Here is a 19,642-nt window from a genome sequence, read left to right on the forward strand (position 1 = left end):
GATGCAGGTGACTCTCCCGTGCGGGATGCCTCTGCTACCATACCTGTACCCGGGCGTGGAGAAAAGTCGTAGCGGGGCTATGCTTTGCAGAGTGTTTATATAATGAATACGGAGATACTGAGATGCACTCAGGGGTGAAGGGCACGCTGATTGTCGCGCTGGCGGCGGTTTGTCTGGCATTGGGGTCGCCAGCGTTCGGCTGGGAAAAAGATAAAACCTATAAAATTACCATTCTGCATACCAACGATCACCACGGCCATTTCTGGCGCAACGACCAGGGTGAGTATGGCCTGGCGGCGCAGAAGACGCTGGTGGACAGGATTCGCAAAGAGGTTTCCCTACAGGGCGGCAGCGTGCTGCTGCTCTCCGGCGGCGATATTAATACCGGGGTGCCGGAATCCGATCTCCAGGACGCTGAACCCGATTTTCGCGGCATGAATCTGATTGGTTACGACGCCATGGCGGTGGGCAATCATGAATTCGATAACCCGCTTACGGTGCTGCGCCAGCAGGAGAAGCTGGCGAAGTTCCCCTTCCTTTCCGCCAATATCTACCAGAAAAGCAGCGGCGAGCGACTGTTTAAGCCCTGGACGCTGTTTACCCCTCAGGGACTGAAGGTCGCGGTCATCGGCCTGACCACCGACGACACCGCGCGAATTGGCAATCCGGAATATTTGCAGGATATCGAGTTTCGTTCTCCCGCCGGCGAGGCGAAGCTGGTGATTCAGGAGCTTCAGCAGAACGAAAAGCCGGATGCCATTATCGCCGTCACCCATATGGGCCATTACGATAACGGCAATCATGGATCCAACGCGCCTGGCGATGTGGAGCTGGCCCGCGCCATGGAGCCCGGCGCGCTGGCGCTGATCGTCGGCGGTCACTCGCAGGATCCGGTCTGTATGGCGGCGGAGAATAAAAAGCAGCGCGACTATATCCCGGGCACCGCCTGCAAGCCGGATCGCCAGAACGGCACCTGGATAGTCCAGGCCCACGAATGGGGCAAATATGTCGGGCGTGCCGATTTTGAATTTCGTAACGGCGAGATGACGCTGGTGAACTATCAGCTACTGCCGGTCAATCTGAAACGCACTATCGACTGGGGCGACGGCAAGCGCGAACGGGTACTGTATGCGCCGCAGATCCCGGAAAATCAGCGCATGATTAGCCTGCTGGCCCCTTTTCAGCGTAAAGGGCAGGCCCAGCTTAAGGTGAAGATTGGTAGCGTCAACGCGCGGCTGGAAGGCGATCGTGACAAAGTGCGTTTCGAACAGACCAATCTGGCGAGGCTTATTCTTAACGGGTTGATGGCGCGCAGCGGGGCTGACTTTGCTGTGATGAGCGGCGGTGGTATTCGTGACTCCATTACGGCGGGGGATATCACCTATGCCGACGTGCTGCGGGTTCAGCCGTTTGGTAATACCCTGGCGTACGTTGATATGAAGGGGAGCGACGTGGTTCGCTATCTGACGGCGGTCGCGCAGAAGACGCCCAATTCCGGGGCTTACCCGCAGTTCGCGAATGTGGGAATGCAGATTGAAGGTTCGGGGATCAAGGCGTTGACCATTAAAGGGCAGCCTGTCGACGCCAATAAAACCTACCGGATGGCGACCCTGAGTTTTAACGCCGCCGGGGGCGATGGTTATCCCAAACTCGATGACCATTCGGGCTATGTGAATAGCGGTTTTATCGATGCTGAAGTGCTCAAGCAGTATATCGAACAGAATTCGCCCATCGATGCCGACGCCCTGGCGCCGAAGGGCGAAGTGAGCTGGCGCTAATCCGGCTTAGCCGTGGCGTGCGATATCGGCGAACTGCGCATTCAGCAGTTTCGCCAGATCCGCCGCCGCCAGTTCAATATCCAGCCCGCGTTTGCCGCCAGAAATAAAGATGGTGGCAAATTCAGCGGCTGGCGCATCTATCACCGTCGGCAGGCGCTTTTTCTGCCCCAGCGGGCTAATGCCGCCCACCAGATAGCCGGTGGAACGCTGCGCCACCTGGGGATCGGCCATCGCCACTTTCTTTACGCCAAAGGCCTTAGCCACTTTTTTAAGATCGAGCTGGCTCGCAACCGGTGTTACTGCCACCGCAAGGTGCTTCATATCTTCATTCAGCGCTACCAGCAGCGTCTTATAAACCTGTTCCGGATTGAGTCCCAGTTTGCGTACCACCTCATCACCGAAGTTGGTCTCAGTGGGATCGTGATCGTAAGTATGAACCTTAAAGCCGATCTTATTCTTTTCCAGGAGTTTAACTGCGGGAGTCATGATTTCCTTCTTGTTGATCCGAATGGCGCGATCTGCGCGGATCAGCGCTGCCGGAGCAGGCTGGGGAGATTGCTCTCGCCATAAAGGTGCAGTGCGCCTACGGCCACCACATAGCGGCCGGGTGGAAGCTTGTGCAGGAAATCGTACCACTGCCGGTTGCGCTGTACCATCAGCACATCGTAGAGCTCATTGCTGAAGGTGCTGGGCAGCGAGGGATCGGGTGCCGCAGGCGGCGATTTCAGCCACCAGCTAATCATGGTTTGCAGCAGACGGGCGTTGGTATGCCAGTGAATCAACGTATCCTGCAACAGTCCCAGCCCGGCATCCGGCAGCGTTTGCAGCAGCGTCAGCTGATTCCCGGTGCCTTCCAGCTCCCGCACCGGCAACTGAAACTGGCTCGCCGCCTGAATCAACTGATAGTCGATGCCGTAGTCCGGGCGCAGTCCCAGTTTCTGGGCCTGATGAGCCTGGAGCAGCAGCGCTATCTGCCACAGCGGCAGGTTATCGACGTTCTCCAGCGGGATATTCAGCTCCCGTAGCAGCTTCAGGGCGTGTTCCAGCGTTTTCTGGTTCAGGCGTGTTTCCAGCGGCGGTTCTTCACCGTGGCTGGAGAACGGCGAATCGCTGCCGCTGATATCGGCTTCGACCACCAGCGCATCGGCTTCGCGCAGTTTGCGCACCAGACGCGTCGGTAACGGCGCCATATCGGGCGTGCCCATATGAATACTGCCCACCAGATGCAGGTGGCGCTGACCGGGAAGGGTAATATCAAGGGCGGGCCAGGGGTAACTGTGACTCCCGAAGCGGGAAAAGAGAGTATGGAGACGGCTGAACAAACCCATGGCGCATTCCCTGACTGAAAAGGCCATGCTAACGCCCCGCATGGCGGGGCGCAATTGTCGGGAGAGCTATCGGACCATTCCGTTCGAATTACTGCTTAGGCTTAAACCGCAGTAGCCGGTTGGCGTTGCTTACCACCGTAATGGAAGAAAGCGCCATGGCGGCGCCTGCCACCACCGGGTTCAGCAGGGTGCCGGTCAGCGGCCAGAGAATACCGGCGGCGATCGGGATGCCCAGCGAGTTGTAAATAAAAGCTCCCAGCAGGTTCTGTTTCATATTGCGAAGCGTAGCGAGCGAGATAGCCAGCGCGTCCGCCACGCCGGTCAGGCTGTGGCGCATCAGAGTAATAGCAGCGGTTTCGATAGCCACATCGCTGCCGCCGCCCATAGCGATACCCACATCGGCCTGCGCCAGCGCCGGGGCGTCGTTAATACCGTCGCCCACCATCGCCACCTTACGACCCTGCTGCTGTAGCTGGATAATGGCCTGTGCCTTGCCGTCTGGCAGAACACCGGCAATGACTTCGTCGATACCCGCTTCCCGGGCGATAGCCCCGGCGGTAGTCGGGTTATCGCCGGTCAGCATCACCAGCCGGTAGCCTTCGCGGTGCAGTCGCGCCAGTGCGGCAGCACTGTCTTCGCGCAGCGGATCGCGGATGGCGAATAGCGCCGCGACTGCGCCATCCTGCGCCAGCAGCACTGGCGTGGTGCCTTCGGCGGAATGGGCTTCGATGCGGGCTTCCAGCGGGCCGCAGTCGATACCCTGTTCGCTCAGCAGGGCGCGATTGCCGAGCAGCAGGGTATGGCCTTCCGCGCTACCGCTGACTCCCAGACCGCGCAGGGTACGGAAGCCGTCAACCTGCGGCAGCGTCTGTCCGCCAGCCTTTTCCAGAATAGCGCGCGCCAGCGGGTGGCTGGAGCCCTGTTCCAGCGCGGCTGCCAGCAGTAAGGCCTGGTCGGCATTAATATGCGGCGCGGTTTCTATAGCCACCACCTGCGGTTTGCCTTCGGTCAGGGTGCCGGTTTTATCAAACACCAGAGTATCCAGCTCGCTTGCGCGCTGCAGGGCGTCGGCGTCCCGAACCAGCACGCCGAATTCCGCTGCCCGACCCACGCCGGAGATAATCGACATCGGCGTTGCCAGCCCAAGAGCGCAGGGACAGGCGATAATCAGTACCGTAGTGGCGATCACCAGGGTGTAGACGATCTGCGGCGCCGGACCGAAGAAATACCAGATGGCGGCGCTAACCAGGGCAATGGCGACCACTACCGGCACAAAGATGGCCGAGATGCGATCCGCCAGTTGGCCAATTTCCGGTTTGCTGCTCTGGGCCTGGCGGACCATACGAATAATGCGCGCCAGGGTGGTATGGCCGCCGACGGCGCTTGCCTGAAACAGCACGCTGCCGTCCTGTACCAGGGTACCGGCGTGAATCTCTTCGCCGCTGGCTTTCTGTTGCGGCACTGGCTCGCCGGTTAACATGGCTTCATCAAACCAGGCCTCGCCCTGGGTGATTGCGCCATCCACCGGCACCCGATCGCCGGTGGTCAGGCGCAGGACCATCCCAGGCTGCACTTCTGACAGGGGAAGCGTACGCTCGCCCTGTTCATCTACCACCCGGGCGGTGGGGGGCGTCAGATCCAGCAGGCGTTCCAGCGCTTTCGACGAGCGCTGGCGGGCCCGGGCTTCCAGCATATGGCCAAGGTTAATCAGACCGATAATCATGGCGCTGGCCTCGTAATAGAGGTGGCGCGCCGCTTCCGGGAAGAAATTCGGCCAGAGGTTCACGCTAATCGAGTAGAGCCAGGCGGCACCGGTCCCCAGGGCCACCAGGGTGTCCATGGTCGCGCTGCGGTTGAGCAGGCTTTTCCATGCGCTGCGATAGAAGTGGCCGCCAGCTACTACCATGACCAACAGGGTGAGCAGACCGATACCCAGCCAGATGCTGTGGTTCTCCTCGGTCAGCATCATATTGTCACCGAGCATGCCCCAGACCATGACGGGTATCCCAACCGCCAGAGCCAGGATCGCCTGCCAGCGGAAGCGTTTTACCGCTGCCTGGGCGGTCTGCTGCTGGCGTTCGCGGCGTATAGCGTCATCTTCGATGGCTTCAGCGCCGTAGCCTGCTCCTTCTACCGCTTTCACTAAATCGGCGGCGGAGGCACTGCCCATCACCAGCGCGGTGCGCTCCGCCAGATTTACCCGCGCCTGGCTGACACCCGCAACGCCCTGCAGCGCGTTTTGCACCCGGGTGACGCAGCTGGCGCAGCTCATACCATTGATGAGCAGCTGCAGGCTGTCGTCATCGTCGTTACTGTTGGCAGAGGCAGCCGGAAGCTGTGAGGGAACCGCTGTCGGCGCTTCCGACGGGATTGATGACTCCGTCAGCGGTTTAGCCTTTGGGTGGCTGAGCTCTGCGCCGTATCCGGCCTGTTGCACGGTGGCGATCAGGGCGTCGGCGCTGGCGCTACCGGTTACGGTGGCGTGGTCGATAGTGACCTCTGCCTGTTCGACATCCGGACGCTGTTCCAGACTCTCTTTAACGCGTTTTACGCAGTGGCCACAGGAGAGGCCATCCAACGTAAGATCAATGACGTGAGACATATCAGACTCCTCGATTCAGGGCCATAGCGCGACCCGGTTTATTCACTGTGATTAAGCTTAAACCTTCCAGCAAGGGGAAGGTCAAGGGCTTTACTTCTTTATCCGAAACGAGCCATCAGCCAGAAGTACACAGCAAGACAGAGTATAAATATCGCTGGAAACAGAGAAGTGGACTTAACCCGTAGTTCAACGTCGTTAAGGAACACACCGAACAAACTCTCAGAAAAACGAACGCCGGTCATGGCATTTCTATAATTCTGCGGTGAAAGGTAGTGACTAATATACTTTTGCCATAAGTCTTCTGTTTAAGAATATTCATGTAATGATTGCGACAAATCTTATAAAACTCCGTTCTGTGAGCAGTGAATCCTCATACACTGCATCCATCGGCAATATATTTTCAGGTTGTATGGTGTTTTCATTCGCTGGACGATGTTTCTCGCATCGGTGTTATTTTTGTGTAATCTGGTTTTCATTGATTTAAATCATTTTAATGAATTAAATATGTAATTTATCTTGTTTTTATTCTCTCGCATTGTCGATTGTCCTGGTTTTTATTTTATAACTGGAATTATAGGTTGTTTTTTGTTCTTTGTATGGGATTTTGTTTTGATTTTTAACAGGCGAAAATTCTTAAGAATCTTCTAATTGAAGATCTATGATCTGCAATGTTGAACGTATGTAGATGAATGCTCTAATATGGCAAGTAAGGAAACGCAATTTCAGAAACTATTCACACAGCGATCAAAGAGGGATTTATGAGCGACAGCTTCCAGAAAGAGATACCCAAAGCCCGCATTAACCTGAAACTTGACCTGCATACCGGAGGGGCGAGTAAGAAAACTGAGCTGCCGCTCAAACTACTGGTGACCGGCGATTTCAGTAACGGTCAGGAAACGGCGCCCCTGTCAGAAAGAGAGAAGGTTAACGTCAATAAAAATAACTTTAACAGTGTCCTCTCGGAATTTTCCCCTTCAGTAAACCTCACCGTTGAAAACACCCTGGCCGGTGACGGCAGCGAAGAAAATATCAACCTGACCTTCCGTGATATGAAAGATTTCACGCCGGAGCAGGTAGCTCGCCAGATCCCGCAACTGAAAGCCATGCTGGCGATGCGTAATTTGTTGCGCGATCTCAAAGCGAACCTGCTGGATAACGTCACTTTCCGTAAGGAGCTGGAAAAAATCCTGCGGGATCCGGCGCTCAGCGATGAGCTGCGTAATGAACTGTCCGCCCTGGCGCCGCAACAGGCGTAACAAAGGCCCTGTGTTTAACGGATTAACGAGAGAAAATGCTGATGTCTGTAAAAAATGAATCGGTCGCCGGCGGCGAAAGCGTGGTAGTGGAACGTTCTGAAGCCGGTGGCGTGTATGCCTCCCTGTTTGAAAAAATTCATCTGAGTCCGGTGGATAAACTGAGCGCCCTGGAGTCCTGGCAGGATAACCAGGCTATGTCGGACGCCACGGCAGACGAGCGCGTAACCGCCGCCATGCAGATCTTCCTGGAGCGCCTGAAACAGTCCGGCTCGAAGGTAGAGAAGCTCGACAAGACCCTGCTGGATCACCACATCGCCGAGCTGGACAGCCAGATCAGCCGCCAGTTGGACGCGGTAATGCACCATCCCGAATTCCAGAAAGTGGAATCACTGTGGCGCGGCCTGAAACATACCGTGGATAAGACCGATTTCCGCCAGAATGTGAAGCTGGAAATCCTCGATCTGTCGAAAGAAGACCTGCGTCAGGATTTCGAAGACTCCCCGGAAATCATCCAGAGCGGCCTGTACAAACAGACCTATATCGATGAATACGACACCCCCGGCGGAGAGCCGATTGCCGCGCTGATTTCGTCTTACGAGTTCGACGCTTCGGCCCAGGATGTGGCGCTGCTGCGCAACATTTCCAAAGTGTCTGCCGCCGCCCATATGCCGTTTATCGGCTCGGTGGGACCGAAGTTCTTCCTGAAAGAGAGTATGGAAGACGTCGCTGCTATCAAGGATATCGGCAACTACTTCGACCGCGCCGAATACATCAAGTGGAAGTCGTTCCGTGACACCGACGATTCCCGCTACATTGGCCTGACTATGCCGCGGGTGCTGGGGCGTCTGCCCTACGGGCCGGATACCGTACCGGTGCGCAGCTTTAACTATGTGGAAGAGGTTAAGGGGCCGGATCACGAGAAATACCTGTGGACCAACGCCTCGTTCGCCTTTGCCGCCAATATGGTGCGCAGCTTTATCAATAACGGCTGGTGTGTCCAGATCCGCGGGCCCCAGGCCGGTGGTGCGGTACAGGATCTACCGATCCACCTGTACGATCTGGGCACCGGCAACCAGGTGAAGATCCCGTCGGAAGTGATGATCCCGGAAACCCGCGAGTTCGAGTTTTCGAATCTGGGCTTTATTCCGCTCTCCTACTACAAGAACCGCGACTACGCCTGCTTCTTCTCGGCCAACTCGACCCAGAAACCGGCGCTGTACGACACCGCGGACGCCACCGCCAACAGCCGCATTAACGCGCGCCTGCCGTACATCTTCCTGCTGTCGCGTATCGCTCACTACCTGAAACTGATTCAGCGCGAAAATATCGGCACCACCAAGGACCGCCGCCTGCTGGAGCTGGAACTGAACACCTGGGTACGCACCCTGGTGACCGAGATGACCGATCCGGGTGACGAACTGCAGGCCTCGCACCCGCTGCGCGACGCCAGAGTGGTGGTGGAAGACATCGAGGACAACCCGGGATTCTTCCGCGTGAAGCTCTACGCCATCCCGCACTTCCAGGTGGAAGGGATGGACGTCAACCTGTCTCTGGTCAGCCAGATGCCGAAGGCGAAAGCGTAAGGCGGAGGTGCCGTGAAGACAGTCCAACCCTTGTGGGGGCGAGGGATTATGGTCTCGCCCCAGCACTTTCAGCAGCAGGCCGCATTTGCGGCCTGGTCTGACGAATGTATTGCCCGGATGGGGTTGAATCATCCCTGGGGCGTTTTGCAGGCGACCTTTGAGCCAGATGCCCTGAAGCTGGGGCGTCTTCAGCCCCGTCACCTGAATGTCCGTTTTCAGGATGGGACGCTGATTGATACCGATAATGGCGATGCTTTACCGTCGGCGCTGGTACTTGATGACGTACAGGGCGAGGCGGTGGTGGTGCTGGCATTACCGCTGCTGCGTGCCAATGGTGGCAACTGTCTGAAGCCGGATGAAATTGCAGAACGTCCTGTGCGTTTTCGCCAGCGCTGGCGGGATGTCCGCAACCAGTTTGGCGATGATGACCGTCAGATAGCCATTCTGCAGCCGGAACTGACGCTACGCCTGGCGCACCAGGATAACAGCGATTATCTGACCTGCCCGGTAGCGCGTCTGTTGCAGGATCCGCAGGGTAACTGGATGCTCGATGATGCCTTTCTGCCGCCGCTGTTGACACTGAAGGCCAGCCGCTGGTTGATGGCGCAGTTGGAACTGCTGATGACCCGTTTACGGGCCAGGCTTATCCGCCTGATGTCCATGCGCCGTGAAAGCAATGAACGGATGGCGGATTTCGCGGTGGCGGATGTGTCGCTGTTCTGGCTGCTGAATGCCCTGAACAGCGCCGAGCCGGTGCTGGGGCAGTTTCAGCGTTTTCCACAGAGTGCGCCGGAGCGCCTCTGGACAGAGCTGGCCCGTCTGGCCGGAGGATTGCTGACCTTTTCACTGGAGCATCAGGTAAGCGACATCCCTGCCTGGCAGCATGAGCAACTGAATGAGGTTTTCCCCCCGTTGTTCGATCTGCTCAGTGAGTTGCTGGAAGCCAGCCTGCCCTCGCGGGTGGTGGCCGTTGAACTGGAGCACGATAAGCGCCTGCATCAGTGGCTGGCCCGGCTGCACGATCCCCGGCTGCGTGAAGGGGCTGACTATTATCTGTCCGTTCGCTCGCCCATGTCGGTGGCACAACTGCAGGAGCAATTCCCGCGTCAGTGTAAGGCTGGTAGCCCGGACTATGTCACCAGTCTGGTCAATGCTTCCCGTCAGGGGATCCCCCTGAAGCCCCTGCGTCATGTGCCGGCCGCCATTCCTCTGCGTCTGGAAAACCAGTATTTCTCCCTCGATCTGGCCCATCCGGCCGCGCAGGAGATGCTCCAGAGCGGCAACTGTATGTTTTACGTCCCGGGCACCCTGGGGGAGCCCGAGCTTGAACTGTTTGCGGTGCTGAGAACATGAGTGAAAAAAACATGGATATTGATGCGCTGCTGCAGAACACCTGGTTGCAGGTCATCAGCCTGCGCCATGGTCCCGTTTTTCAGGGCGAGGAAGGGCGGCTGTTGTGGGAGCGTTGTGTGGCCGATGCAGAGCGGGTGCAGCTGGCTCTGAAACAGGCTGGCTACGATGAACAGAGCTGCCGGGATATTCTTTATGCGCAGTGTGCGCTGATTGATGAAGTGGTTAAAGGGCGTGGTGTGCAGGATGATGCCTGCGTGCAGTGGTATGACGTCCCCCTGCAGGGCCATTTTCTGGGCACCATTGATGCCGGTGATGAACTGTGCGATCGCATGCGGGAGGTCCTGCGTGAGCCGGCGCCTGAACAGATCGTACTGACCTGTTTTCACCGGGTCATGATACTGGGTTTTCTGGGGGAGTATCGTTCGATTAGCGATCCGGCCCGGGAAAAACTGGTGCAGGCGCTGACGGCGCAGGTTCCGCCCTTTAGCTATCCGCAGACGGCGCCGGTGGTGGCCGGAAGAAAAGGAGGGTGTGGTGTTGCAGGCTGGCTGGCCAGCTGGCCTGTTCGTATCGCGTTTTCCCTGTTGATTCTGGCGGCACTGTGGTGGGGACTGAATCACTGGCTGGATAGCCTGCTGGCCACACTGCTGCCAGGAGCCGTGACATGAGTGCTGCGGTACGTCGCTGGCTGGCGCTGTGGACGGCCTTGCTGACGGCGGTCGTTTGTCTGGTCTTTCTGCCGGTTTCCCAGTCAGTTGCTCTCCTGTTGACGCTGCTGGTCTGGGGTGGGCTGGCGGCGCTGCTCTGGCTAAGACGGCGCGCGCCGACGCCGGAAATGGCAGCCAGCTTGGATAATCTGCCCGATGCCCGCTGGCGCAGACCCATCGTACTGGTCTGTGGCGATTTGCCAGCGCCCTGGCCGGATGGCTCGCCGGTACTGACGGTGGATGACGGCTGCTGGATCCGGGTTAAGCAGGAGCAGGAGCTGGACCATGTCGCCCGTCAGCTGTTACGGGATCGTCCGGACTGGGGGCGCCAGCTGTCGGTGATGATTTCTGTCTGCCCGCAGCAGCACCAGGATCAGGCGGCGCTGGAGCGCCATTTGCTCGCTCTGCGCTGGCAGGTCAGTCAACTGCGTCGTGAGACAGGGCATGCCGTTCCGCTGATTCTGAGTGCGCATGTCGGCAGTATGATGAAGCGAAGCGATATCTGGCAGGCCGCTGTTGCGGGAGAACCAGTTAGCGTCTGGCGTGAGTCGGCGGCGCCGATTTCTGTCGCCAGCCAGGTCACGACCGGTGGGGCAATGGCCATACGCCAGCAGATCCTGATGAACAGCCTGATGACCTGGTTTGGGAGTCATGTGACTGCCGCTTTTGTCCGTGAAAATCCGGATATGCCTGTTATCAGTCCGACCGCGGTGCTGTGGCGGCTGGGTCCGGCACTGAATGGCGCCCTGCCGTCATCGCTCTGGCATGACTGGCTGCGCCAGCACACGGCACTAAACCAGGTGGAGGGCTGGCAGCCTTCTGAAAGCGCGGCCCCGGCAGGCACGCTGTTACCGGATTTTATTCTGCCCCTGCTGCCTGAAGGCCGCGGACTGACACCACGCCAGCGGGCGTGGCGCTGCGGGCTGACGATTTTCACGCTGGCGGCGATCGTGGCCTTATGCAGTAGCGCCTGGAATAACCGGCAACTGATAAAACGTGTGACGTTCGATATCAGCCACTACCAGCGCATTGCCATGAAGGATTACGGGCCGAAAGCGGAAGCCGTGAAAACGCTGCGTCTGGACGCCGCTGAACTGGATAACCATGCCCGAAACGGTGAGCCCTCTCGTCTGGGACTGGGGTTATATCAGGGTGAACGCCTGCGAATGCCGCTACTGGAGGCGATAAGCTCATATGTCCCGCCTCCACCTCCGCCCAAACCCAAACCGAAGCCGGTGCCGAAAATCGTACGCCTCGACAGCATGTCGCTGTTCGATTCCGGCAAATCTGATCTGAAAACCGGTTCCACCAAAATGCTGGTTAACTCGCTGGTCGGCATCAAAGCGAAGCCCGGCTGGCTGATTGTTGTGTCCGGCCATACCGATAACACCGGCAATCCGCAACTGAATCAGACGCTCTCCCTGAAGCGCGCCGAAGCGGTGCGTGACTGGATGCGCGATACCGGCGACGTGCCGGAAAGCTGTTTCGCGGTGCAGGGCTATGGTGAAAGCCGCCCTGTTGCCAACAATGACACGCCGGAAGGCCGCGCGCAGAACCGCCGTGTCGAGATCAGCCTGGTACCGCAGGCGAATGCCTGTCAGGTACCGGGCGTTACCACCACGTCATCGCAGGATGATGGCGCATCACAACATGAAATGGAGTAATTACGATGGCAATCCCAGTTTATCTGTGGCTGAAAGACGACGGCGGCGCGGACATTAAAGGGTCTGTGGACGTTCAGGATCGTGAAGGCAGCATCGAGGTCGTTGCTCAGGAGCATAACCTGTACATCCCGACCGACAACAACACCGGCAAGCTGACCGGCACCCGTATCCACACGCCGTTCCTGTTCACCAAGGAAATCGACTCCTCCAGCCCGTACCTGTACAAGGCGGTGACCACCGGTCAGACCCTGAAATCCGCGGAATTCAAGTGGTACAAAATCAACGACGCGGGCCAGGAAGTGGAGTACTTCAACACCAAACTGGAAAACGTGAAGGTGGTGAAGGTGAATCCGGTGATGCACGACATCAAAGACCCGAGCTTCGAGAAGCATAACCACCTGGAGCAGATCGAACTGCGCTACGAAAAAATCACCTGGACCTACAAGGACGGCAACATCATTCATTCCGATTCCTGGAACGAACGCGCCACCGCGTAAGCCCTTGTTCCCCTCTCCCCTCCGGGGAGAGGGTCAGGGTGAGGGGGAAATTTGCTGAGCGCCTGCGGGTAGCGGGCTTTCAGCAAAGAACACCACCACATGACTGCTTTCCGTACCTGATGCGCCTGGGGCAACGGCGACGGGCGGTAGCATGCCTGCCTGCAACCGATAAAGAGAGAAACTCATGGAAAATCCCGCCATCCTGTTACGCCGTCTTAACCCTTACTGCGCCCGTGCGATGGAAGGCGCTGCCACGCTGTGCCAGACCCGCGCCCATGCGGAGATTCTGCCGGAGCACTGGCTGCTGAAGCTGCTGGAGCAGGGTGAAGGAGATCTGACGGTACTGGCGCGCCGTTACGAATGGGATATGGACAACCTGTGGCAGGATCTGCTGGGCTGGCTGGATCAGCGACCGCGTTCGGTTCGCGGTCGCCCGCAGCTTTCGGACAATATCCAGACCCTGATGCAGCAGGCCTGGCTGCGGGCCTCGCTGGCGGGGGAAGAGCAAATCCGCAGCCTCCATCTGCTGATGGCGCTGACGGAAAACCCGAAGCTGGCGCAGTGCGACGGCCTGTGGCCTCTGCTGACCCTGGGGCAGAGCCAGCTGGAACGACTGCGCGGTCTGCTGGACGCTCAGTCAGACGAGCGCCCGGAAGTGCAGCAGGAGGCGGAACTGGCGCAGGGCGGCGAGGTGGAAATGGTCGGCCGCCCGGCAGACGCGGAGATAAAAGAGGGGGGGCTTTCCCCTGCGCTGCAAAACGCGCTGGATAAGTTCACCCTGGATGTGACGGCCAAAGCGAAAGAGGGGAAGATCGACCCGGTGTTTGGCCGTGATAACGAGATCCGCCAGATGGTGGACATCCTCTCCAGGCGCCGCAAGAACAACCCGATTCTGGTGGGCGAGCCTGGCGTGGGTAAAACCGCGCTGGTGGAAGGACTGGCGCTGCGTATTGCCGAAGGTAACGTGCCGGAAAGCCTGAAGCCCGTGACCCTGCGAACCCTGGACTTGGGTCTGCTTCAGGCAGGCGCGGGCGTGAAAGGCGAATTCGAGCAGCGGCTGAAAAATATTATTGAGGCGGTGCAGCAGTCGCCCACGCCGGTGCTGCTGTTTATCGACGAGGCCCACACCATTATCGGCGCCGGTAATCAGGCCGGGGGCGCCGATGCCGCCAACCTGCTGAAACCGGCGCTGGCCCGCGGCGAGCTGCGCACCATTGCCGCCACCACCTGGAGCGAATACAAACAGTATTTTGAGCGCGATGCCGCGCTGGAGCGCCGCTTCCAGCGGGTTTTAGTGGACGAGCCGGACGACGACACCGCCTGCCTGATGCTGCGGGGCCTGAAACCGCGCTACGCGCAGCACCACGGGGTGCATATCACCGATGAAGCGGTCAGAGCCGCGGTCACGCTCTCGCGTCGCTACCTGACCGGCCGCCAGCTGCCGGATAAAGCCGTGGATCTGCTGGATACCGCCGCAGCCCGGGTGCGCATGAGCCTGGACACCGTGCCGGAAGAGATAGTACGTCTGGGTGCCGCCATCACCGCCCTGGAAATGGAAAAGCAGGCGTTGCTGGAAGATATCGCCGTCGGTAATCACGGCGATGGTGAACGGCTGGCGGCCATCGATACCCGGATGGAAAGCCTGCGCGAACAGCAGGATGTGCTGGAGCAGCAGTACCGTCAGGAAAAAGAACTCACTGCCCGGCTGCTGGACTGTCGCGCCGATATCTCCCGCCAGGCGGAAATTGCCGAACTCCAGCAGGCGCTGGCAGAGCTGCAACAGTCGCAGGCGCTGCTGATGCCGGATGTCGATGCCCGCACCGTGGCCAATGTGATTGCCGACTGGACCGGCGTGCCGCTCTCCTCATTAATGAAGGACGAGCAGACTGAACTGCTGACCCTGGAAGCGGAAATCGGCAAACGGGTGGTCGGGCAGGATGTGGCGCTTGCCGCCATTGCCCAACGCCTGCGCGCGGCCAAAACCGGGCTGACGGCCGAAAACGGTCCCCAGGGTGTGTTTCTGCTGGTCGGCCCCAGCGGCACCGGCAAAACCGAGACCGCGCTGACCCTGGCGGACTGCCTGTACGGCGGCGAGAAGTCGCTGATCACCATCAACCTCTCTGAATATCAGGAGCCGCACACCGTGAGCCAGCTGAAAGGCTCGCCGCCGGGCTACGTCGGCTACGGCCAGGGTGGCATTCTGACCGAGGCGGTGCGCAAGCGGCCTTACAGCGTGGTGCTGCTCGACGAAGTGGAAAAGGCGCACCGCGACGTGATGAACCTGTTCTACCAGGTATTTGACCGCGGCTTTATGCGCGACGGTGAAGGGCGGGAAATTGACTTCCGTAACACGGTGATCCTGATGACCTCCAACCTGGGCAGCGACGCGCTGATGCAACTGCTGGATGACCAGCCGGACGCCACAGAAGCTGACCTGCACGAACTGCTGCGCCCGATGCTGCGCGACCACTTCCAGCCGGCGCTGCTGGCCCGCTTCCAGACGGTTATCTACCGCCCGCTGGGCAGGGAGGCGATGCGCGCCATTGTGGGCATGAAGCTGGACCAGGTGCGCCAGCGTCTGGCGCGTCACTACGGCATCGCCACCCACACCCGCGATGCGCTGTTCGACGCTTTAACCGACGCCTGCCTGCTGCCGGACACCGGCGCCCGCAATATCGACAGCCTGCTGAATCAGCAGATCCTGCCGGTACTCAGCCAGCAGCTGTTAAGCCATATGGCGGCGAAGCAGAAGCCGCAGACCCTGACCCTCGACTGGGATGAGGAAGAAGGGATTGTGATGGCGTTTGATGATGAGAAAGGCGATGCATAATGGGCAGTCTACTGAAGCTGATATTCAGCCATAATCACCACCTGCTTGATGTTAAGGACTGTAATGCCGGGCTGGACGTGCTGGCTTTTGAAGGACAGGAGGCGCTGAGCCGCCCCTTCAGCTACCGTATTGAGTTTACCAGCGACGACCATGCCATTCCCCGGGAAGCGATGCTGATGAAGCCGGCCTCGCTGACGCTGCGGGCGCCGGTCAATCAGGGCATGGGCATTAACATCCAGCAGACCGTGCGGGTGATTCAGGGCGTGGTGGCAGGCTTTGAGCGGCTGTCTACCTCAAAAGACGAAACCCGCTATGCCCTGACCCTGGAGCCGCGTCTGGCGCTGCTGAGTCGGTCACATCAGAATGCCATCTACCAGGATATGTCGGTGCCGCAGATTGTGGAGAAGATCCTGCGTGAGCGCCACGGCATGCGCGGCCAGGATTTCCTGTTCTCACTGACAAACGAGTACCCCCGCCGCGAGCAGGTGATGCAGTACGGCGAGGACGATCTGCGCTTCATTACCCGGCTGCTGGGTGAGGTGGGGATCTGGTTCCGGTTCACCACCGACACCCGCCTCAACATCGACGTGGTGGAATTCTGCGACAGTCAGCAGGGTTATGAAGCGGGCCCCCTGCTGCCGTCGCTGCCGCCTTCCGGGCAGCTGGATAACGGCGTGGAGTCGGTCTGGGATATGGAGAGCCGCTACCAGGTGGTGGAAAAGCAGGTCAGTACCCGCGACTACAACTACCGCCATGCGCTGGAAGAGATGGATCAGCAGGCGGACATTACCCGGGGTGACGAAACCACCTGGGGGGAGGCCTACCACTACGCGGACAATTACCTGACGCCCGGCAACCGCTATGACCGACAGCCAGAGTCGGAATCCGGCGCCTTCTACGCCCGCCTGCGCCATGAACGTTACCTGAACCGCCAGACGGTGCTTTCCGGGGTGACCAGCAGTGCTTCCCTGGCGCCGGGCCAGGTGCTGAAGGTGAGCGGCGGTCCGGAGGTCACGGAGATCTTCAGTAAAGGCGTGGCGATCACAAAGCTGGTCTGCCATGCCCGGCGCGATAAAAGCTTTGAGATCGGGTTTGAAGGGATCCCGGACAACGCGGATTACGGCTACCGCCCGGCGCCCCCGGCTCGCCCCACCATGGCCGGTACCCTGCCGGCGCGGGTGACCAGCACCACCGAAAACGACAGCTACGGCCATATCGATAAAGACGGCCGCTACCGGGTCAACATGCTGTTCGACCGGGATAACTGGGAAACCGGATTCGAGAGCCTGTGGGTGCGCCAGTCGCGCCCCTACGCGGGGGACACCTACGGCCTGCACCTGCCGCTGCTGGCGGGCACCGAAGTGGCCATCGGCTTTGAAGACGGCAACCCGGACCGGCCTTATATCGCCGGTGTACTGCACGATTCGGCCCACCCGGACCACGTCACCATCCAGAACTACAAGCGCAACGTGCTGCGCACCCCTGCCAACAACAAAATCCGCCTGGATGACAGCCGCGGCCAGGAGCATATCAAGGTCTCGACCGAGTACGGCGGCAAGAGTCAGCTAAATCTCGGCCACCTGGTGGACAGCGAAAAACAGAAGCGGGGCGAAGGCTTTGAGCTGCGCACCGACAGCTGGGGCGCGATACGGGCGCAGAAAGGGCTGTTCATCACGGCGGACGGCCAGGCGAAGGCGCAGGGTGATGTGCTGGAGATGCAGGCGGCTATCAGCCATCTGGGCAATGCCCGGGAGCAGATGAACGATATCTCCGGGGATGCGCAGACGGCGACGGCGAACCCGGCCGATGTGCAGGCGCAGATAGCGCTGCTGGAGCAGAAACTGTCTGACCTGAAAAAATCGGTGGTGCTGATGAGCGCGCCGGACGGCATGGCGCTGACCAGCGGAGAGCATCTGCAGGTGTCGGCAGGCCGTAATCTGATAGCCACCGCCGGCAGGAATGCGGACGTCAGCGTGGTGAAAAATCTGTTTATCGGGGTGGGTAATGCCCTGAGCCTGTTTGTGCGCAAACTGGGGATCAAACTGATAGCCAACCAGGGGCCGGTGGAGATGCAGGCGCAGAACGACCTGATGGCGCTGCTGGCGCGTAAGGAAATCAGCATTGTCAGTACCGAGGATGAGATAAAGATCATTGCGAACAAAAAGCTGACGCTGAACGGGGGCGGAAGCTATATCCGGCTTGATACCAATGCCATCGAGCAGGCGACCCTGGGGGATTACCGGACCCGGGCGGGGCACTACGACAGGCAGACAAAAGCGCAGAATAAACCAGAAATGGTACCGCTCCCGGGGGCGATAATGAATGCCGTTAATATTGCGCTTAACTTTTTTGACCAAAATAACCAGCCGATAGCCGGAGCCGCTTATCAGATCGCTTTTGAGGGGGGGCAGGTATTGCAGGGGGTACTGGATGATAATGGTCATACCCTGCATAAAAATGTTCCGGACGAGGATGCCAGAGTGACTTATCAGTTACCGGAGCCACTGCCCGATGAACCCTGGCCTCCATACTCAGAACTGATTCGGGCCGCCAACACTTCTTTTACCGATTAACAGGAAAAAATAATGGATAAGGATCTTCAGAATGCGCTGGCCTTTTATCAGCCTGCGCCGGAAGACTGGTTTTCAGGATTTACCCGGAAAATGGAGGCTGCCGGTGAATGGGTGTGGGAAACCATTCAGGGCGACTTTAACGAGAATCAGACCACCGGGCAGGTTGTAACGGGTACGCTGATCTCAATGATCCCGCTGGTCGATCAGATCTGTGATATCCGGGATCTGGTGGCGAACTGTAAAAAGATTAAAGAAGATGACAGTAATACGTGGTCGTGGGTCGCGCTGGTACTGACTCTGATTGGGCTTTTCCCGACCCTGGGCTCCCTGGTTAAAGGAAGTATGAAGGTTCTGCTGCTTTCGGGGCGTAAAACCTTTATGAGCGCTACCCAAAACGGCAGCGCGATTGCGAAGTCTCTTGATACCAGTATTGCGCTATTGAATAAGTTCCTTGATATGCCCGCCACGCGTTATGTGTTGAAATCCAAAAAAATTCATAATGCCTACGCTTTTCTGGAAAAGCGGGTCAGGGAGCTGAACAAAGCGCTTTCCGTTAAGGCATTGCTGAAAGCCTTTGATGAACTGCTGAGCGTGACCCGCAGCCTGCTGGATAAAGCGGTTTCATGGGGCCCGGAATCGCTGCGTCGCCCGGTGGCAGAACTGTGGGAGACGCTGATGGACGTTCGCCGTAAGGCGGATGAGATGCTGGCAAAAGCCCTGAAGCCGGTGAACGATTACCTGGACAGACTGGCCAACCGCCTGAGGGTGGAAGGCGATAACCTGTACCGGGGAAAAGTGGGTAACAATAACCATGTGCTGGGCGGCGAACGGGCAGCGAAAGAGCTGGAAGCGTTTAAAAAAGAGCAGCCGGACTGGGTGGATAAGGGGATAAAGCGGCACCAGTATCCTGCATTGAGGGGATTAACGCCAACGCATACTAAAAAAATAGAACAGGGCTGGCCGGATATTCGTGATATTGAGGGAAGAAAAACGCCGCTTAACGGAAAGTTCGATACCTTCGATAACTCCATGAAGGCCGTGGAAATCCCGCCGGGTGAAAAACTTTACCGGGTGGTGGATCCCGGCTCCGGGGATAACAGTATCTGCTGGATGCGGGAGGCCGAATTTAAGGCGCTGAAATCCAAAAGCGACTGGCGGCGCCGTTTTGCCGTCTGGAAAAGCTGGAATGAAAACGGCGAATATGTGGTGTATACCGTGCCGCCAGGCAAGCCGCTGAAGGTATGGGAAGGGAGAGCTGGAACTCAATATAAAAGGGAGGCACCGGAGTATACGCTGGAAGGCGGTGCCGTTCAGATTGTACTGGACCCCGCTGATTTAAAAAAAGAGTTTACCGGGCCGCGCATGAAGACCGGCTGGGGCTATCAGGATACCGACAGCGACCCCGCATCTCCCTATCTCGGGTTGCCGAAGCTGGAAAATAAACATAACTGGTATGAAAAAAAGGATTAAT

General features: G+C 58.6%; 14 protein-coding genes. 10 read left to right on the forward strand and 4 right to left on the reverse strand.

Translation table 11 applies throughout. The features are described from left to right. Positions 1 to 122: 122 nt before the first annotated feature. Positions 123 to 1,778, forward strand: a complete 1,656-nt coding sequence (ushA, locus tag FEM41_RS11300; protein ID WP_138096071.1) for a bifunctional UDP-sugar hydrolase/5'-nucleotidase UshA — start codon at positions 123 to 125, stop codon at positions 1,776 to 1,778. Between the two features lie 6 nt (positions 1,779 to 1,784). Here ushA and ybaK read toward each other — a convergent pair whose 3' ends face one another. The 3 genes from ybaK to copA all read right to left on the reverse strand — a co-directional run bounded on the left by ybaK (position 1,785) and on the right by copA (position 5,708). After that, positions 1,785 to 2,264, reverse strand: a complete 480-nt coding sequence (gene ybaK, locus FEM41_RS11305) for a Cys-tRNA(Pro)/Cys-tRNA(Cys) deacylase YbaK (protein ID WP_138096072.1) — start codon at positions 2,262 to 2,264, stop codon at positions 1,785 to 1,787. Between the two features lie 41 nt (positions 2,265 to 2,305). After that, positions 2,306 to 3,106 (reverse strand): TraB/GumN family protein, encoded by an 801-nt coding sequence (locus FEM41_RS11310; RefSeq protein ID WP_138096073.1) that lies wholly within the window; start codon positions 3,104 to 3,106, stop codon positions 2,306 to 2,308. A gap of 88 nt (positions 3,107 to 3,194) precedes the next feature. Further along, complete coding sequence (gene copA, locus FEM41_RS11315) at positions 3,195 to 5,708, reverse strand: copper-exporting P-type ATPase CopA (protein WP_138096074.1); 2,514 nt, start codon at positions 5,706 to 5,708, stop codon at positions 3,195 to 3,197. Positions 5,709 to 6,466: 758 nt separating this feature from the next. On the opposite strand from copA, the gene tssB reads away from it, so the two are divergent. From tssB to hcp, 6 genes are read left to right on the forward strand one after another with little or no spacing between them, the layout of a single operon-like run. Further along, positions 6,467 to 6,964: a type VI secretion system contractile sheath small subunit gene (tssB, locus tag FEM41_RS11320; protein ID WP_138096075.1), complete on the forward strand. Its 498-nt coding sequence runs from the start codon at positions 6,467 to 6,469 to the stop codon at positions 6,962 to 6,964. A 35-nt stretch (positions 6,965 to 6,999) separates the two neighbouring features. Continuing rightward, positions 7,000 to 8,547: a type VI secretion system contractile sheath large subunit gene (gene tssC / locus FEM41_RS11325; RefSeq protein ID WP_138096076.1), complete on the forward strand. Its 1,548-nt coding sequence runs from the start codon at positions 7,000 to 7,002 to the stop codon at positions 8,545 to 8,547. Between the two features lie 48 nt (positions 8,548 to 8,595). Beyond that, positions 8,596 to 9,900, forward strand: a complete 1,305-nt coding sequence (gene tssK / locus FEM41_RS11330; protein ID WP_241666631.1) for a type VI secretion system baseplate subunit TssK — start codon at positions 8,596 to 8,598, stop codon at positions 9,898 to 9,900. Then, positions 9,897 to 10,568, forward strand: coding sequence for a type VI secretion system protein TssL, short form (gene tssL, locus FEM41_RS11335; RefSeq protein WP_138096078.1), 672 nt, complete (start codon positions 9,897 to 9,899; stop codon positions 10,566 to 10,568). The genes tssK and tssL overlap by 4 nt, the downstream gene beginning before the upstream one ends. Continuing rightward, positions 10,565 to 12,271: an OmpA family protein gene (locus tag FEM41_RS11340; protein WP_138096079.1), complete on the forward strand. Its 1,707-nt coding sequence runs from the start codon at positions 10,565 to 10,567 to the stop codon at positions 12,269 to 12,271. Before tssL ends, FEM41_RS11340 begins: the two co-directional genes overlap by 4 nt. A gap of 5 nt (positions 12,272 to 12,276) precedes the next feature. After that, on the forward strand, positions 12,277 to 12,768 hold the full coding sequence (hcp, locus tag FEM41_RS11345) for a type VI secretion system effector Hcp (protein ID WP_001007319.1): 492 nt from the start codon (positions 12,277 to 12,279) through the stop codon (positions 12,766 to 12,768). A gap of 33 nt (positions 12,769 to 12,801) precedes the next feature. Here hcp and FEM41_RS24510 read toward each other — a convergent pair whose 3' ends face one another. After that, on the reverse strand, positions 12,802 to 12,954 hold the full coding sequence (locus tag FEM41_RS24510; protein ID WP_168198782.1) for a hypothetical protein: 153 nt from the start codon (positions 12,952 to 12,954) through the stop codon (positions 12,802 to 12,804). Here FEM41_RS24510 and tssH point away from each other — a divergent pair. The 3 genes from tssH to FEM41_RS11360 are packed head-to-tail and all read left to right on the forward strand — an operon-like array spanning position 12,953 to position 19,641. Beyond that, a complete protein-coding gene (gene tssH / locus FEM41_RS11350; protein WP_138096080.1) occupies positions 12,953 to 15,598 on the forward strand; it encodes a type VI secretion system ATPase TssH in 2,646 nt (881 codons plus the stop codon). The genes FEM41_RS24510 and tssH overlap by 2 nt on opposite strands. Further along, on the forward strand, positions 15,598 to 18,171 hold the full coding sequence (locus FEM41_RS11355; protein WP_138096081.1) for a type VI secretion system Vgr family protein: 2,574 nt from the start codon (positions 15,598 to 15,600) through the stop codon (positions 18,169 to 18,171). The genes tssH and FEM41_RS11355 overlap by 1 nt, the downstream gene beginning before the upstream one ends. A gap of 12 nt (positions 18,172 to 18,183) precedes the next feature. Next, a complete protein-coding gene (locus FEM41_RS11360) occupies positions 18,184 to 19,641 on the forward strand; it encodes a hypothetical protein (RefSeq protein ID WP_138096082.1) in 1,458 nt (485 codons plus the stop codon). Position 19,642: the final 1 nt, after the last annotated feature.

Source organism: Jejubacter calystegiae (assembly GCF_005671395.1).
Taxonomy (GTDB): domain Bacteria; phylum Pseudomonadota; class Gammaproteobacteria; order Enterobacterales; family Enterobacteriaceae; genus Jejubacter; species Jejubacter calystegiae.

Bases quoted from the DNA above. Each gene is read 5' to 3' on its own strand.
- ushA (WP_138096071.1), top strand. From the start codon at position 123: ATGCACTCAGGGGTGAAGGGCACGCTGATTGTCGCGCTGGCGGCGGTT.
- ybaK (WP_138096072.1), bottom strand. From the start codon at position 2,264: ATGACTCCCGCAGTTAAACTCCTGGAAAAGAATAAGATCGGCTTTAAG.
- FEM41_RS11310 (WP_138096073.1), bottom strand. From the start codon at position 3,106: ATGGGTTTGTTCAGCCGTCTCCATACTCTCTTTTCCCGCTTCGGGAGT.
- copA (WP_138096074.1), bottom strand. From the start codon at position 5,708: ATGTCTCACGTCATTGATCTTACGTTGGATGGCCTCTCCTGTGGCCAC.
- tssB (WP_138096075.1), top strand. From the start codon at position 6,467: ATGAGCGACAGCTTCCAGAAAGAGATACCCAAAGCCCGCATTAACCTG.
- tssC (WP_138096076.1), top strand. From the start codon at position 7,000: ATGCTGATGTCTGTAAAAAATGAATCGGTCGCCGGCGGCGAAAGCGTG.
- tssK (WP_241666631.1), top strand. From the start codon at position 8,596: ATGGTCTCGCCCCAGCACTTTCAGCAGCAGGCCGCATTTGCGGCCTGG.
- tssL (WP_138096078.1), top strand. From the start codon at position 9,897: ATGAGTGAAAAAAACATGGATATTGATGCGCTGCTGCAGAACACCTGG.
- FEM41_RS11340 (WP_138096079.1), top strand. From the start codon at position 10,565: ATGAGTGCTGCGGTACGTCGCTGGCTGGCGCTGTGGACGGCCTTGCTG.
- hcp (WP_001007319.1), top strand. From the start codon at position 12,277: ATGGCAATCCCAGTTTATCTGTGGCTGAAAGACGACGGCGGCGCGGAC.
- tssH (WP_138096080.1), top strand. From the start codon at position 12,953: ATGGAAAATCCCGCCATCCTGTTACGCCGTCTTAACCCTTACTGCGCC.
- FEM41_RS24510 (WP_168198782.1), bottom strand. From the start codon at position 12,954: ATGAGTTTCTCTCTTTATCGGTTGCAGGCAGGCATGCTACCGCCCGTC.
- FEM41_RS11355 (WP_138096081.1), top strand. From the start codon at position 15,598: ATGGGCAGTCTACTGAAGCTGATATTCAGCCATAATCACCACCTGCTT.
- FEM41_RS11360 (WP_138096082.1), top strand. From the start codon at position 18,184: ATGGATAAGGATCTTCAGAATGCGCTGGCCTTTTATCAGCCTGCGCCG.